Origin of the sequence: Enterobacter sp. HK-058-C-ECC (assembly GCF_047531125.1) — a bacterium.
Lineage (GTDB): Bacteria > Pseudomonadota > Gammaproteobacteria > Enterobacterales > Enterobacteriaceae > Enterobacter > Enterobacter quasiroggenkampii.
Genome location: NZ_JBLKCH010000029.1, coordinates 1 through 15,228 on the forward strand (window position 1 = coordinate 1; position 15,228 = coordinate 15,228).

At 56.9% G+C, this 15,228-nt stretch carries 10 protein-coding genes; 4 read left to right on the forward strand and 6 right to left on the reverse strand.

Going from position 1 to position 15,228, the window contains the following annotated elements:
* Positions 1–72: 72 nt before the first annotated feature.
* From ACMWJS_RS22775 to shiA, 3 genes are all read right to left on the reverse strand, one after another.
* Positions 73–1,845, reverse strand: coding sequence for an aminopeptidase P family protein (locus ACMWJS_RS22775; protein WP_414747625.1), 1,773 nt, complete (start codon positions 1,843–1,845; stop codon positions 73–75).
* Positions 1,846–1,863: 18 nt separating this feature from the next.
* Positions 1,864–3,318 (reverse strand): AMP nucleosidase, encoded by a 1,455-nt coding sequence (locus ACMWJS_RS22780; protein ID WP_045908120.1) that lies wholly within the window; start codon positions 3,316–3,318, stop codon positions 1,864–1,866.
* 73 nt (positions 3,319–3,391) lie between these two features.
* On the reverse strand, positions 3,392–4,705 hold the full coding sequence (gene shiA / locus ACMWJS_RS22785; protein WP_414747626.1) for a shikimate transporter: 1,314 nt from the start codon (positions 4,703–4,705) through the stop codon (positions 3,392–3,394).
* 256 nt (positions 4,706–4,961) lie between these two features.
* Here shiA and pagP point away from each other — a divergent pair, with 256 nt between their 5' ends.
* Positions 4,962–5,537, forward strand: coding sequence for a lipid IV(A) palmitoyltransferase PagP (pagP, locus tag ACMWJS_RS22790; protein ID WP_045908122.1), 576 nt, complete (start codon positions 4,962–4,964; stop codon positions 5,535–5,537).
* Here the strand turns inward: pagP and ACMWJS_RS22795 are convergent.
* Genes ACMWJS_RS22795 through ACMWJS_RS22805 form a run of 3 tightly spaced genes read right to left on the reverse strand, consistent with a single transcriptional unit; the run spans position 5,534 to position 10,643 of the window.
* The gene (locus tag ACMWJS_RS22795; protein ID WP_048029361.1) at positions 5,534–6,499 is read right to left on the reverse strand and encodes an acyltransferase; all 966 of its coding nucleotides are present in this window, start codon (positions 6,497–6,499) and stop codon (positions 5,534–5,536) included. The genes pagP and ACMWJS_RS22795 overlap by 4 nt on opposite strands.
* Positions 6,496–9,558: an efflux RND transporter permease subunit gene (locus tag ACMWJS_RS22800; RefSeq protein WP_414747627.1), complete on the reverse strand. Its 3,063-nt coding sequence runs from the start codon at positions 9,556–9,558 to the stop codon at positions 6,496–6,498. Before ACMWJS_RS22800 ends, ACMWJS_RS22795 begins: the two co-directional genes overlap by 4 nt.
* The gene (locus ACMWJS_RS22805; protein ID WP_181575591.1) at positions 9,558–10,643 is read right to left on the reverse strand and encodes an efflux RND transporter periplasmic adaptor subunit; all 1,086 of its coding nucleotides are present in this window, start codon (positions 10,641–10,643) and stop codon (positions 9,558–9,560) included. Before ACMWJS_RS22805 ends, ACMWJS_RS22800 begins: the two co-directional genes overlap by 1 nt.
* Positions 10,644–11,039: 396 nt before the next feature.
* On the opposite strand from ACMWJS_RS22805, the gene ACMWJS_RS22810 reads away from it, so the two are divergent.
* From ACMWJS_RS22810 to ldtA, 3 genes are all read left to right on the forward strand, one after another.
* Complete coding sequence (locus ACMWJS_RS22810) at positions 11,040–11,471, forward strand: universal stress protein (RefSeq protein WP_028019628.1); 432 nt, start codon at positions 11,040–11,042, stop codon at positions 11,469–11,471.
* 47 nt (positions 11,472–11,518) lie between these two features.
* Positions 11,519–14,212, forward strand: a complete 2,694-nt coding sequence (locus ACMWJS_RS22815) for a cation-transporting P-type ATPase (protein ID WP_414747628.1) — start codon at positions 11,519–11,521, stop codon at positions 14,210–14,212.
* Between the two features lie 61 nt (positions 14,213–14,273).
* A complete protein-coding gene (gene ldtA / locus ACMWJS_RS22820; protein ID WP_196365069.1) occupies positions 14,274–15,170 on the forward strand; it encodes a L,D-transpeptidase in 897 nt (298 codons plus the stop codon).
* The last annotated feature ends 58 nt before the right edge of the window (positions 15,171–15,228 follow it).

Here is a 15,228-nt window from a genome sequence, read left to right on the forward strand (position 1 = left end):
GCCTTACCCGACCTACAAAGACCTCGAATCGTAGGCCGGGTAAGGCAAAGCCGCCACCCGGCAAAAGCCGCACTATCCGTTCACACGAACCGGCGCCGTCGCCTCTACCAGCCACGGACGCGCATCGCTGTTCACCAGCGGTGACAGCGCCTCGCGTACCTGCTGGTGATACGCATCCAGCCACTGCTTTTCCTGCTCGCTCAGCAAATGCAGCTCAACCTGGCTTAAGTCGATCGGGATCAGCGTCAGCGAGGCAAACCTGCAGAACCCTGGACGGCTCTCCACAATCTCCGCCTGGTTTTCAATACGAATACCGTGGCTATCGCCCAGATAGTATCCCGGTTCAATCGTCATGATATTGCCCGCCACCAGCGGCCACGGGTTGACCTTTTTGGCAATGCGATGCGGGTTCTCATGGATCAGAAGCTGATGCCCCACGCCATGCCCCGTGCCGTGATCGTAATCCAGCCCCATCTCCCACAGCGGACGACGCGCAAAGGCATCCAGCTGATGTCCCTGAGTCCCGGAAGGGAACTGCAGGGTAATCAGCGACAGGAAGCCTCTCAGCACGGCGGTGTAGTGCAGGCGCTGCTGCGGATCGACCTTACCCCATGCCAGCGTGCGCGTGGCGTCGGTGGTGCCATTCACGTACTGACCGCCGGAATCGTTAAGGTAAAAATGGTCATGACCGATGGGCTTGTTGCTGGCCTCGCTCGAATGATAGTGGCACATCGCCGCATTGCTCGAAGAGGCGGAGATGGTCGCAAAACTCTGCTCGATGAACCCGGGCTGCTGTTGACGGAACGCCAGCTGCTGCGCCTGGACTTCCAGCTCTGTTAGCGGATTCCCTGCCGCCTCGCGCAGCGGCACTTCACGGCTCAGCCAGGCCAGGAAGTTGACCCAGGCGGCGCCGTCCTGGTGATGACACGCGCGATAACCGGCCAGTTCAACCGGGTTTTTGGTGGCTTTCATCAGGGTGATGGGGTCGGTCCGCCAGACAATCTCTCCCCGGGGGTCGATGGCAAAGCGCAGGGCGACCGGCGCGGAATCGGCATCAACCATCACCCGTTTTCCTGCAGCAATCTGCTGGCAGCGTTCGACAAAGGCGTCCTGCGGTGCAATGGTAAACGCATTGCGCACGTCTTCCGGCAGGGCGCCGAGCTTGCTGTCGTTAACAAACCACTCAACGTGGCCGTCACGGCCCAGAAGAGCAAAAGAGAGCGGTACCGGGCTGTAAGGAATATCCGCGCCACGGACGTTTAACAGCCAGGCGATATTATCCGGCAGGGTAACGGCGAGATAATCGGCATTGCTTGCAGCCAGCACGGCGGCGACGCGCTGACGTTTATCAGCGCTGCTTTCACCGCTGTATTCAACCGGCATTTCCCGGATAAGCCCCGCCGGCGCAGCAGGGCGGTCAGTCCATAGGGTGTCAAACGGCGAGGCTTTCAGCGGGACCAGCTCGCAAGGCGTGGCAGACAGTTGCTCAAACTCTGAATGGGTCATCAGCAGTGGGTCAAAACCGATGCGCGTCCCGGCCTCAGCGTTTTCCGCCAGCCATTCAGCCAGCGGCTCGTTGTGCAGGTGGTGGATCTCAACCTCATCCGTATTGACCTGAACGCGGGCCTGAACCTGATAGCGCCCGTCAACGAACAGCAGCGCTTTATCCTTCAGTACAAGCGCGACGCCAGCAGAGCCGTCAAAGCCTGTCAGCCAGGCCAGCTTTTCGTCACAGGGCGCGCAGTATTCGCTCTGCCACGCATCCGCACGCGGGACGATCATCCCGTCGAGATGGCTGGCCTCAAGCCAGTGGCGCAGGGCAGAGAGCGGAGATGTGCTGGACATGGTTATTCCTTATCGTTATTAGCGGAACGGCGGCTCGTTGAAGGTGCGCAGCTTGCGGGAATGAAGCCGGTCACCTTCTGCCCGCAGCAGGTCAATGGCGCGAATGCCAATTTGCAGATGTTCGGATATCGCCCCTTCATAGAAACGGTTGGCCTGCCCGGGCAGCTTAATTTCGCCGTGCAGCGGCTTATCGGAGACGCACAGCAGCGTGCCGTACGGGACGCGGAAGCGATACCCCTGCGCGGCGATGGTGGCGCTCTCCATATCAATGGCCACCGCGCGGCTCAGGTTGAACCGCAGCGCGGAGGCGGAGTAACGCAGCTCCCAGTTCCGGTCATCCGTCGTGACGACCGTACCGGTGCGCAGGCGCTGCTTAACCTCTTCACCCGGCATGCCGCTGACCTCTTTGGTGGCGTCATACAGCGCACGCTGCACTTCGGCGATGCTCGGGATTGGGATATCCGGCGGCAGCACCGCATCCAGCACGTGGTCATCACGCAGATAGGCGTGGGCAAGCACGTAGTCGCCAATCAGCTGGCTTTCACGCAGGCCGCCGCAGTGGCCGATCATCAGCCACACGTCCGGACGCAGCACCGCCAGATGGTCGCAGATGGTCTTGGCATTTGACGGGCCCACGCCGATGTTAATCAGCGTAATGCCCTGACCGTCGGCGGTGATCAGGTGCCAGGCGGGCATCTGATGTTTTTTCCAGGCCAGGTCGGAAATGGCCTGCTCGGGCGCTTCGGTCTCCGCAGTGATCCAGATCCCTCCCGCACAGGAGAGGGCGATATACGGGCTTTCCGGGTCGAGGATCTGGCTGCAGCCCCAGCGGACAAACTCGTCAACGTAGCGGGTGTAGTTGGTAAAGAGGACGAACGGCTGGAAATGTTCGACGGGCGTGCCGGTGTAGTGGCGCAGACGCGCCAGGGAGAAATCGACCCGGCGGGCATCAAAGTGCGACAGGGGAGAAAATTCTGCCGGGTGATAGATCCCATCGGCCGTCTCATCGCCAATCTGCGACAGTTCCGTCGTCGGGAAGTGGCGGGTTAGCCCCGCGCTCATCGAACGGTCGAGGGTTAACGCCGAACCGTCAATCACGTAGGGGTATGGAATTTCATGCTGCGAGGGCTCAACGTGAATGTGCGCGCCGTAATCCTGATACAGCAGCGTAAGTTGTTCTTCGAGGTACGGGCGGAACAGGGCCGGGCGGGTGACGGTGGTGCTGTAGCAGCCGGAGTGGGTAAAACGGGCGTAGGCACGGGTTTTCGGTGTTGTGCTGGCGCTGCCGTCCCAGGTCACAGAGAGCGATGGATAAACAAAAAGGCCCTCGGTTCTGGCCTTTTCGTCGGGAAGTTTCCCCGTTTCAATATATTCGCTGATGGCGCTGCGCAGCGCGTTGACGGACTGTTCATACAGCGCGTCGAGTTTTTCCAGCGCCTGAGCCGGGGTCAGGCTGGAGCCCTTATTATTCATCTCTGTCTCCTTGTTCCACAGGTGTGCGACTCTACCCGATAGTATGTCACACGCCTGTGAAACAAAAGTGAGATCAGCGGTGGCTCGTCTCTTTCATCAATAGCGCCGTTGCCGCCGACAGCAGGCAACCGGCCAGCAGATAAACCGCCACGCTGTGCCAGTTACCGCCGGAGAAGGTCACCAGCGCGGCGGCAATAAACGGCGTAAACCCGCCGCCGACCACGCTTGCGACCTGGTAGCCCACGCCCGCGCCGCTGTAGCGGTAGCTGGCGCCGAACAGTTCGGTAAACATCGGCTGCTGCACGCAGACCACCATATCGTGAGCGATGTTCGCGAGCATGATGGCAAAGAAGACAATCCAGAAGATCGACTGCGCCTCCAGCGCCATAAAGAATGGCCAGGCGCTGAGGCTCCCAATCAGCGCGCCGGTGATGTAGACGCGACGGCGGCCAAACCGGTCCGCCAGCCAGGCGAAGCAGGGTATCGTCAGACAGCTGATCCCGCCGACCAGCAGGCCGATATTCAGGAACAATTCACGGGGCAGGCCGAGATTCTGCGTCGAGTAGTTCAGCGCAAAGGCGGTGACGATATACATTGTCAGCAGCTCGCACAGGCGCAGGGCGATAATTTTCAGAAAAGCGCCAGGGTGCCGAATAAGGGCTTCCATCACCGGCAGCCGCTTTTTGACGGTCGGTTTTTCCTGCTGCTGTTCGAATTCAGCGGACTCCTCCATGCCGTTACGGATCCACAGTGCGGCAATCACCAGCACGATGCTGAAGATGAACGGAATGCGCCAGCCCCAGCTCAGGAACTGCTCGTCGGTGGTGAGCTGGCTGATTAACGACACCAGCCCTGTAGAAAGCAACAGCCCTACACCGTACCCGACCTGCACGCCGCTGCTGTAAAACGCTTTCTTATTTTTTGGCGCGCTCTCAACGGATAACAGCGCCGCGCCGCCCCATTCGCCGCCCACGGCGAAGCCCTGAATGGCGCGTAACGTCACCAGCAATACCGGGGCCCACCAGCCAATGGCGGAAAACGACGGGAGAATGCCAATCAGCGCGGTGGCGATCCCCATCATCCAGACGGTGAGCATCAGCATGCGCTTGCGGCCCAGGCGGTCGCCGAAGTGGCCGAAGATCACCCCGCCCAGGGGGCGAAACAGAAAGCCGACGCCGAAGGTGGCAAACGCGGCGAGCGTACCCATCGCAGGGCTGATCTGGGGGAAGAATTCACGGTTAAACACCAGCGCGGCGGTAATGCCGTAAAGCAGAAAATCATACCAGTCGACGACGGCACCCGCGAAGCTGCCGAGTGCGGCGCGGCGGGCACGATTGAGCGAAGGTGTCTCCGCGTTGGGACGATCGGAGATGAGGGTGGAGTCCATAGTTGTCCTGTCCGTACTGATTTTTTAATTATTGGTATAAGAAAAGGTCACTCACATTGCGCCCGTCATATAAACGGAACCTATGAGACTACCGCGACAAAACGCCTGAGAAAACGTTTTTATCTTTCCGGAAGGTGCTGAATAAATAAATTTCATCCACACCTGCGGCGAGATAATTGCCTCTTCTGGCTTCGTTAAGTGCTGAATGGTTTACAGTAATAGTGACCGCCGCGTGAGTTAAGCTGAGGGAATAACGATGCAACGCACCTTTTCGGCATTCTGGATGATTCTGTTTTTATTCGTCGCACCGCTTCAGGCGGAGCCCAACGTCTATGGCGAGCAACGCATCAGCGGCTGGTGGAATGCGTTGACGGAAGACATTTCGCAAACCTGGGCGCAGCCTCAGCGTTACGATCTGTACCTGCCGTTTCTGAGCTGGCACGCTCGCTTTATGTACGACAAAGAAAAAACCGACAAGTACAACGAAATGCCGTGGGGAGGTGGGCTGGGCGTTTCCCGCTATAACGAAGAGGGTAACTGGAGCGCGCTTTTCGCGATGATGTTCAAGGACTCGCACAACGAATGGCAGCCCGCGATGGGCTATGGCTGGGAGAAGGGCTGGTATCTGGATAATGCCAGAGATTTCCGCCTTGGGCTCGGTGCCGCCGCAGGCATCACGGCGCGAGATGATTTTGCGAACTATGTCCCGCTACCGTTCATCTTCCCGCTTTTTTCGGCCAGCTATCAGCGCGTTACCGTCCAGTTCACCTATATTCCCGGGACTTATAACAACGGCAACGTGCTCTTTGCCTGGCTGCGCTTAGGCTTTTAAAGGGTGATCACCTTTTTTGCCACGGCGTTAGACAATACCAGCATGGAGAAGAGAACAGAGGTGACGAACGTAAGTACAATCAACGCCAGCTTCATACCGAGTGACGTCACCGGTATCAGCGCCGTCAGCAGATGAAACACCGAGTAGTGCACAATATATACGCCTGTCATCGTTTTGCTGATGGCGGCCAGTATGGACTCCTTAAATTCAGCATTGCGGCGAAAGCGCACGCCGTTCGCCGCAATCACCAGGGCAATAATCAGGATGTAGATCTGCGAGCCGGTGAGGATAAAGGCGTTTCTGTCGGCCTTAAACAGGGCAAAAAAGAAGTGGCGCTCGTAAAACCAGGTGAAGAGATAGATAAACGGAATGGCGATAACCGCCGCCCGGACTACATTTTTGCGGCTTATCCACTCGGCGATTTTAGGATCGCAGAAGAGTTGCCCCGTCAGATAAAACAGCAGCCACGTCCACAGCCGATACTGCGGTGAAAGAGAAAGGACGTGCGTTTCAGGATAAAGCGCCGATAACAGATCGTATCCGTAGGAAAAGAACAGCAGGGCAGCAATCGCGCCGCAGAACAGCGATCTCCGCTGGCTAAGCCACTCTACCGCCGGGTGGAAGGTGTAAATCACGACAAAGGCGAACACGAACCAGGGCTGGATTAAATACCCGCGCTGATAAGGCTCCCACAGGTAGTAGATCGTTATCCAGAACAGAAAAACAATCACAAGACTTTTAATTTTACCCAGCTGCCAGCGCGTGCCGTGCCGGGATTGTCCGTCGAGATAGCCCGACACCACAAAAAACAGCGGTGTAGCGATCGTCGAGATAAAGGTTAAAAACCCCAGGATCCAGTGATAGTCATAATCATAATGATCCCAGGTATTGTAGATGGTGAAGAAGGTCACCGCCGTCATACAGCCCAGCGTCTTGATAATGTTCAGCCCTGTCGCATTCATTGTTGTTTGGCTTCGTCCTTACGATGGAAACACGCATAGATCACGGGGAGGACCAGTAGCGTCAGGATTGTAGCAAACCCCAGTCCAAACATAATCACAACGGCCATGCTCTGGAAGAAAACATCCAGCAGTAGCGGAGCCAGGCCAAGTACGGTCGTGAACGCGGTGAGCAGGATAGGGCGCAGACGCGAGGTGGCGGCATAAACGATCGCGCTGTGCTGATCCTTTTGCGTTTTCTGCTGTTCGATCTCTTCCACCAGCACGATGCCGTTGCGGATGAGCATTCCGCTCAGGCTCAGCAGACCAATCAGCGCCATAAAGCCAAAGGGAATGCCGGTAATTAAAAATCCTGGTGTGACGCCAATCAACGCCAGCGGTACGGTCAGCCAGATTGCGACGGCATTTTTTACCGAGCTGAACATCAGCACCGTAATGACAAACATCACCAGATACCCGAGAGGCAGCGTTGTGAACAGCCCTTGCTGCGCTTCACTGGCGTTTTCCGCATCGCCCCCCCACTCGATGCTGTAGCCGTGTGGCAGGGGAAGGGCATCTACCTGCGGCTTCACGCGGGCGAGAATATCGCCGGAGGTTTGCTGGGTCAGCGGGTCCGGGTCCGTCTGAACCGTCAGTACCCGCGAGCGGTCGCGTCGAAGAATGAGCGGATCTTCCCACTCCAGAGAGAAGCGACTGACGACGTTACTCAGCGGGATATACTGCTGCCGCGCCTGGCTCCACACCAGCACGTTGTTCAGGTGGCTGGCATCCAGCCTTTCGCTTTCCGGGGGCCTCACCACCACGGGCAGCAGGTCGCTGCCTTCCCGATACAACCCCGCCCGGCTGCCGGAGAAATTCATCTCCAGCGCGTTGTCGACGTCCTGTTTATCCACGCCAAGCTCGCGTCCCAGCGCGGCAACGTACTGCGGGCGGATCACTTTGCTGCGGTTTTGCCAGTCGTTTCGGACGCTCCCCGTAGCCGGATCGTGCGCCAGAATATCGTCCACCTGGCTGGCAATCAGACGCAGCCTGTCAGGATCCGGGCCTTTAATGCGTACTTCAATGGCGCTGTCGCCGGAAGGGCCAAACATCACCCGTTTCGTGCTGGCGTTCACCTGCGGGTAGTTTCGCGCGATGTACTCGTCAACGTGGCGGGTCAAGGGGGAAATGTTACGCTGGTCATCCATGCGCACCATGATCTGCGCATAGTTGCTGTACTGCCGCTGTCCGCTGTAGGTCAGAATAAACCGCATGCTCCCCTGACCGATGGTGGAGACGGTGGTTTCCACGCCGGGCTGGTCCTTGATGGTTTTCTCAATATCACCGGTCATTTTCTCGGTCCATTTGATATCGGTCCCGTAGGGTAACCACAGGTCGACAAAGAAAATCGGCGTATTGGACGACGGGAAAAAGTTTTGCCGCACCGCGCCGAACCCCCAGACAGAAGCGGCCAGCAGTGCGGCCATCACTACCAGCGTCGGTGCCTTATGGTGCAGCAGCGTGTTAAGCAGGCGCTGATAGAGGCGGTAGAGACGTTTGTCGTAAGGATCTGACTCGTCAGTGGTCTCCGGCGCGTTGTCGTTTTTAAACAACCACCACTTAATCATCACCGGGGTGAGGGTGAGCGCCGAGAACCAGCTCAGCATCAGGGAAATCAGCAGCACCTGGAAGAGGGATTTACAGTATTCCCCGGTGGAATCCTGCGACAGTCCGATAGGCGCAAACGCAAGGATAGCGATCACCGTCGCCCCCAGCAGCGGCAGGGCGGAGCGACGGATGATAGTGTTAACGGCGGTTAATAGCGGGGCGCCCTGCTGTCGGGCAATCAACACCCCTTCGACAATGACGATGGCGTTATCCACCAGCATGCTAAGGGCGATAATCAGCGCCCCAAGCGAGATGCGCTGTAGCTCAATGCCCCAGAGATACATAATCAGCAGCGTGCCCAGCACGTTAAGCGCGAGGGAAAACGCGATGATGATCCCGCTGCGTACGCCCATAAAGATCAGCAGCACGCCGATGACAATCGCCAGCGCCATCAGGAAGTTAATAATAAAACCGTTAACAGAATGGCCCACTTCGGCTGCCTGATCGTAAAACAGGTCTATCTGTATGCCTGCCGGTTTTTCCGCCGACATCTGGTTTAGCTTCGCCTCCAGCGCGTGGCCCACGTCGATCACGTTCACGCCGGGAATAAACGAGACGCCCATGGTGACGGCTTTTTTGCCGTTGGCATGGTAGATACTGGCTGGCGATTCGTTCAGCCCGCGCGACAGCGTGGCGATATCCCGCAGACGCGTCGCCGCCCCGGTGCCGGAAGGCGTGATGATGAGATCCGCCAGTTCATCCAGATTCTCGAACTCACCGGTCGGGTGCAGACGAATGGATTCGCTGCCGGAGGTGATTTCTCCGGCGCTTGAAACGACGTTAAGCCTGCTGAGCAGGGCGGAAAGCTGGTTCAGGGTAATGCCGCGCGCGGCCATTTTGGTCAGGGAAATATCGATATTGACCTGTTGGCTAATCGCTCCGCCGATGGCAACCTTCGCGACCCCGGGGACCAGAATCAACTCGCGGCGCAGCTGCTCCGCGTATCTCACCAGTTCAGGATTACTGAATTCATCCCCGGAAATGGCGAAGAAGAAGCCGAACACGTCGCCGAAATCGTCATTCACAAAGGGCGTGACGACGCCGGGCGGGAACTGACGCGAGGCGTCGCCCACGCGGCGGCGCAGTTCATCCCAAATCTGCGGCAGTTCGTTTGAGTGATAGCGTGACGCGATGTTAACGGTGATTTGCGACAAACCGTTTGAAGAGATGGAGCTCACGTTGTCCAGATAAGGCAGCTGCTGAAGGGCATTCTCCAGCGGCAGCGTCACCTCTTCTTCGACCTGCTGAGCGGATGCGCCGGGGTAGTGGGTGACCACCACTGCGGTTTTGATGGTAAAGGCGGGATCTTCCAGCCTGCCGATATTCAACAGCGCGAAAATACCCCCGATGCCCAGCAGCAGAATCGTTAGCCAGACGCGAACAGGGTTATTAATAAATTGACGAGAGATATCCATTACAGTCCCCGTTCACGCGTCCAGATACGCACCGGCTGGTTAGCATGCAGCTCCCCAACGCCTGCGGCTACCACGCGCTCGCCCGCCTTAAGCCCGCTGGTGATCACTACGCCTTCGGTAATCACTTGCCCCACGCTGACCTTGCGGTCTTCAAGATGGAGCGTGTCGCCTTCTCCTGCCACAACCCAGACGTGCGGCTCATTGCGCGGGCTGTTGTCCGGGTTAAAGACTGCCTCAACCGGTACGACCAGCGCCTGAGTGCCCGCGCCAGCCGGGAGGTTAGTTAAATTAATGGTCACCGTACCGCTTACGCCACCGACGGCGGGAAAATCATCTGGCCGCGGCATGGTGAGTATTACCTGCCAGGTCAGGGTATTACTGTCGCTGCTGCCCGAGTGTTCTTTATAAACGGCGGTAAATTCCCGATCCGGAATGGCGTTAATTCTCACTACCGGGCGATACTGCGCGTTGCGAATATCAAAGGTCTTAAACAGGTTTTCAGGGATGCTGAACACCACGTCAAGCAGATCGGTGCGGGTTAACGTCGCGATGGGCTGACCGGCAGACACCACCTGATGGTTTCGGACATGTACGCTGGCCGCCGTCCCGCTGAAGGGGGCGACAAGCGTCATTTGATTCAACTCTTCTCGGGCGATCTGTAGCGCTGCATTCGCCGAATCGCGGTTCGCACGCTGCACGTCCATTTCGGCTTTCGAAATCGCCTGGCGGCCCGCCAGCGTCTGGAAGCGATCGAATTGCCTCTGGGCCAGCGTCGCCGCCGTTTGTCTGTCATTAACCCGCTGCTGGGCTTCACGGGCATTCAATCTTGCAAGCTGTTGACCCTGCTTGATGACTGCGCCCTGACGCACATCGAGCGCTTCAATTTGACCTGCGCGCTTGAAGGAAAGGTCTGTGGCATCGCCCGATTCAATGCGGGCGGGAAAAACGCGCTGCTGGGCGTTACCGGGAACCGTCACCTCCGCTACTTTTACCATCCTGGGCAGGGGGGAGACGTCTTTGGGTTTCGGGTCGCACGCTGTGAGCGTTAACAAAACGAACGGTAAAAGAGAGAGGTAGCGGTTCACTGTATTCCCCTAATAAATAACTGTTTTATTTATTCCATAACCTGGACAGGGGTGACACTATTCTGCCAGAACAGTGACGACCATATAGGTAAATATACCAATCGCCGTGCTGGCGATAATGGCAAGCGCAATAAACATACCCAGTCGGATCAGGCTTATACCATACATACATTCCTCCGTGAGCCGGAAGCGGTGGCTAACTATGAGCATAGTCGGCGAAAAGATAAATGTTAAATAACCATTAGCAGTGGGGAAGCGCTAAACCTGATATTCCTGTGCTACGTTTAATATTATTCATCTCTTTTTACTGTAACTGGCATTAAGGGCAACCCCCTGCATTTAATGCGTTTTTATGCTTCATTCACTCTCATGTTGGTTATAAAAAGGATGCTCGATATGTATAAAAACATTCTCGTTCCGGTGGACGTCTACGAGACAAGCCTGGCGGATAAAGCGTTGCAACATGCACAGTTTCTGGCGCAAAGCGCATCAGGTGACATTCATTTGCTGCACGTCATGCCCAAATTTTCAGCCGAACTGACGCGCGGTTTTATTTCAGATGCGCGCAAGATGGATGAATATATGATTAATAATTCGAAAGAAAAACTGTCTGACCTGGTCAAAAAATTGAATCTGCCAGAAGAGCGGGTTCATCTCCATGTTCGTAGCGGAAATGTTCGTGATGAGGTTATTAAGCTGGCGGATGAACTTGCTGCTGGCGCGATTATTGTCGGCTCTCGAAATCCAAATATTCAAACCCATTTGTTAGGATCGGAGGCGGCAAGTATTGTCCGTTACGCCCATGTTCCTGTTTTCGTTATTCGTTAATTACATGAAAGCAAGGTGATTTCTGAATAGAACCTGAGGAAGGAACGATGAAAACAGGAAAACCTGAACGTCCGTATTATCAACAAACCGTTGACGAAACCCTGTCGAATATCCACTCCACCCTGGAAGGCCTTAGCGGCACTGAGGCATCAGCCCGACTTCAGCAGCATGGTGAGAATGCTTTGCCGCAAAAAAAGGGCAAACCCGCCTGGCTGCGCTTCCTGGCGCATTTTAACGATGTATTGATTTACGTTCTGCTGGTGGCCGCGTTGCTTAAGCTCTTTATGGGCCACTGGGTAGACATGTTCGTGATCCTGGGGGTTGCCATCATTAACGCGCTGATTGGCCATATTCAGGAGAGCAATGCTGAAAAATCGTTGCAGAGTATTCGCAATATGCTCTCCAGCGAAGCCGTGGTGGTACGACAGGGGAATCATGAAACGATCCCCACCACGTCGCTGGTCCCGGGGGATATCGTGGTGATCCGCGCCGGGGATCGTATTCCTGCGGACCTGCGTGTGATTGAAGCGCATAACCTTCGCGTGGAGGAGGCCATCCTGACCGGCGAATCCACCGTTGTTGAAAAAAACAGCGATGCGTTAAGCGGGGAACTGCCTTTAGGTGACCGGTATAATCTGCTTTACTCAGGCACCACCGTCAGCTCCGGCGGCGGTAAAGGCGTGGTGGTGGCAACCGGGGGCGAGACCGAGCTTGGTCACATCAATCAGATGATGTCCGACATTGAAAAGCACCGCACGCCGCTGATGGTGCAGATGGATAAGCTCGGTAAAACCATCTTCATTACTATCCTGGTCATGATGGTGGCGCTGTTTGTTTTCAGCCTCTTGTTCCGGGATATGCCGGTTTCTGAACTGGTGCTGTCGCTTATCAGCCTCGCCGTTGCCGCCGTGCCGGAAGGCCTGCCGGCCATCATTTCCATCATCCTTTCGCTTGGCGTACAGGCCATGGCGCGTCGCAAGGCCATCATTCGTAAGTTGCCGACGGTAGAAACCCTGGGCGCAATGACGGTCATCTGCTCGGATAAAACCGGCACCCTGACGATGAATGAAATGACGGTCAAAGCGGTGATCACCGCTGAGACGACCTATCGCGTGGAGGGCGACAGCTACGAACCGGTGGGGAATATTCACCCCGTAGATGACCCGACGCCCGTCAGCGTGACGCAGGGTTCCCTGCTGGAACGCTACCTGCGCACCATTGACCTCTGTAATGACAGCCAGCTGATCAAAGACGAGCAGGGGCTGTGGAAAATCACCGGGGGGCCGACCGAGGGCGCGCTGAAGGTGCTGGCGGCAAAAATCCCGCTCCCAGCGCTTGATACGGAAATGCGCAGTAAAATCCCGTTTGATTCGCAGTATAAATACATGTCCACGCTCTACCGGCTGGGTGAAGAAGAGGTGATTTTAATCACTGGCGCGCCGGACGTCCTGTTCCGCCTCTGTCAGTACCAGCAGACGAATGACGGACTGCAGCCGTTCGATCAACCTTACTGGGAAGGCAAGATTGAAGAGTATGCCCGGGAAGGGTTGCGTATGGTGGCTGCGGCCTGGAAACCTGCCCGCGAGGGACAGCGCGAGCTGGATCACCCGGACCTGCGTGATGGCGTGATCCTGCTGGGTATTGCGGGAATGATGGATCCGCCGCGTCCGGAGGCCATTACCGCGATTGCCGACTGTCTGCAGGCCGGGATTCGCGTGAAAATGATCACCGGCGACCACCCGCAAACGGCCATGAGCATTGGGCAAATGCTGGGGATTGGTAACGCTGCAAGCGCGATCACCGGACGCGAGCTGGAGGCGATGGATGACCGTCAGCTGAGCGACGCCGCGCAGCAGTACGATATTTTCGCCCGAACCAGCCCGGAGGATAAATTCCGCCTCGTGCAGGCCCTGCAAAGTAAACAGGAAGTGGTGGGCATGACCGGGGATGGCGTAAATGATGCCCCGGCGCTCAAACGGGCGGATGTGGGTATCGCCATGGGGATTAAGGGGACAGAGGTCACCAAGGAAGCCGCCGACATGGTGTTAACGGATGACAACTTTGCCACCATTGCCAGTGCGGTGCACGAGGGGCGTCGTGTTTACGATAACCTGAAAAAAACGATTCTCTTCGTTATCCCGAGCAACATTGCGCAGGCCCTGCTAATAATCATCGCGCTGCTGGCGGGGAACCTGATCCCGCTGACGCCGGTGCTGATTCTGTGGATGAACATGGCGACGTCGGCAACGCTGTCGTTTGGCCTGGCGTTTGAAGCGGGTGAGAAGGACATCATGAACCGGCCACCGCGTAAGGCGAATCTGCATGTGATGGACGGCTATGCCATCTGGCGCGTGGTGTTTGTCGGTCTGATGATTGCCATCAGCGCTTTCGTGTTGGAAGCCTGGCTACAGCCGCGCGGTTACTCAGCGGAATTTATCCGCACCGTGCTGCTGCAAACCCTGGTGACCGCGCAGTGGTTTTACATGCTTAACTGCCGCGTTAATGACGGCTTCTCGCTGAGCAAAGGCTTGCTGGCGAATAAAGGGATTTGGATCGTGAGCGGTGTACTGCTGGCGCTACAACTCCTTATCATTTACGCGCCGTTCATGCAGATGCTGTTTGGCACCGAAGCGCTGCCGTTCCGCTACTGGGTCATCACCTTCCTGATTGGTTTTGTGATGTTCCTTATTGTCGAGGCGGAAAAAGTGCTGACGCGCAGATGGCGCAGAACCGAGGCGTAATAGCGTAAACTGAGAAAGCCTGCCTGAGTCGAGGCTTTCTCTTTTTTGAGCACAGGAAATTATGATGCGATTTACCTGGTTCGTCCTTACGCTGTGTGCCGCTGTACCCGGCGCGTTTGCCGTAACCTATACCTTACCGCCGGAAGGCAGTCGTCTGGTGGGAACCCCGATTATCATCACCGTTCCCGAGCGCAATACGTTACCGCTTGAGGCCTTTGCCGCGCAGTACGGGCAGGGGCTAAGCAATATGCTGGAAGCGAACCCGGGGGTGGATCCTTTCTTGCCCAAATCCGGCACCCGGCTGGTGATTCCTCAGCAGCTGATTTTGCCCGACACCGTCCGCGAGGGGATTGTCGTTAACGTGGCGGAAATGCGTCTTTACTATTATCCACCGGGCAGCAATACCGTTGAAGTGCTGCCCATCGGCATCGGTCAGGCCGGGCGCGAAACCCCGCGTAACTGGGTCACGGCGGTTGAACGTAAGCAGGTGGGGCCAACCTGGTCTCCGACGCCGAATACGCGCCGTGCCTATGCGGCAGAGGGAAAAACGCTGCCTGCCTTCGTGCCCGCCGGACCGGATAACCCGATGGGGCTGTATGCGATCTATATTGGCAGGCTGTATGCCATACACGGCACAAACTCGAATTTCGGCATCGGACTGCGGGTGAGCCAGGGCTGTATTCGTCTGCGCAATAACGACATCAAATACCTTTTCGATAATGTCCCCGTTGGAACCCGCGTACAGCTTATCGATCGGCCCGTTAAAGTCACCACGGAACCGGACGGCAGCCGCTGGGTGGAGGTTCACGAGCCATTATCACGTAACCGTGCGGAGTTTGAATCGACCCGGAAAGTGCCTCTGCCAATGTCAGCCGCGCAGCGGACGCAGTTGATAAACGAGGGGGCGGGAGCCGAACTGGAACGGCGGTCAGGGATGCCGGTGAAGCTTGCTTATTGAGGCTGTGTTGCCCGGTGGCGCTGCGCTTACCGGGCCTACAGTCCAGTAGGTCGGGTAA

Bases quoted from the DNA above. Each gene is read 5' to 3' on its own strand.
- ACMWJS_RS22795 (WP_048029361.1), bottom strand. From the start codon at position 6,499: ATGAATGCGACAGGGCTGAACATTATCAAGACGCTGGGCTGTATGACG.
- ACMWJS_RS22810 (WP_028019628.1), top strand. From the start codon at position 11,040: ATGTATAAAAACATTCTCGTTCCGGTGGACGTCTACGAGACAAGCCTG.
- ACMWJS_RS22815 (WP_414747628.1), top strand. From the start codon at position 11,519: ATGAAAACAGGAAAACCTGAACGTCCGTATTATCAACAAACCGTTGAC.
- ACMWJS_RS22800 (WP_414747627.1), bottom strand. From the start codon at position 9,558: ATGGATATCTCTCGTCAATTTATTAATAACCCTGTTCGCGTCTGGCTA.
- shiA (WP_414747626.1), bottom strand. From the start codon at position 4,705: ATGGACTCCACCCTCATCTCCGATCGTCCCAACGCGGAGACACCTTCG.
- ldtA (WP_196365069.1), top strand. From the start codon at position 14,274: ATGATGCGATTTACCTGGTTCGTCCTTACGCTGTGTGCCGCTGTACCC.
- pagP (WP_045908122.1), top strand. From the start codon at position 4,962: ATGCAACGCACCTTTTCGGCATTCTGGATGATTCTGTTTTTATTCGTC.
- ACMWJS_RS22780 (WP_045908120.1), bottom strand. From the start codon at position 3,318: ATGAATAATAAGGGCTCCAGCCTGACCCCGGCTCAGGCGCTGGAAAAA.
- ACMWJS_RS22775 (WP_414747625.1), bottom strand. From the start codon at position 1,845: ATGTCCAGCACATCTCCGCTCTCTGCCCTGCGCCACTGGCTTGAGGCC.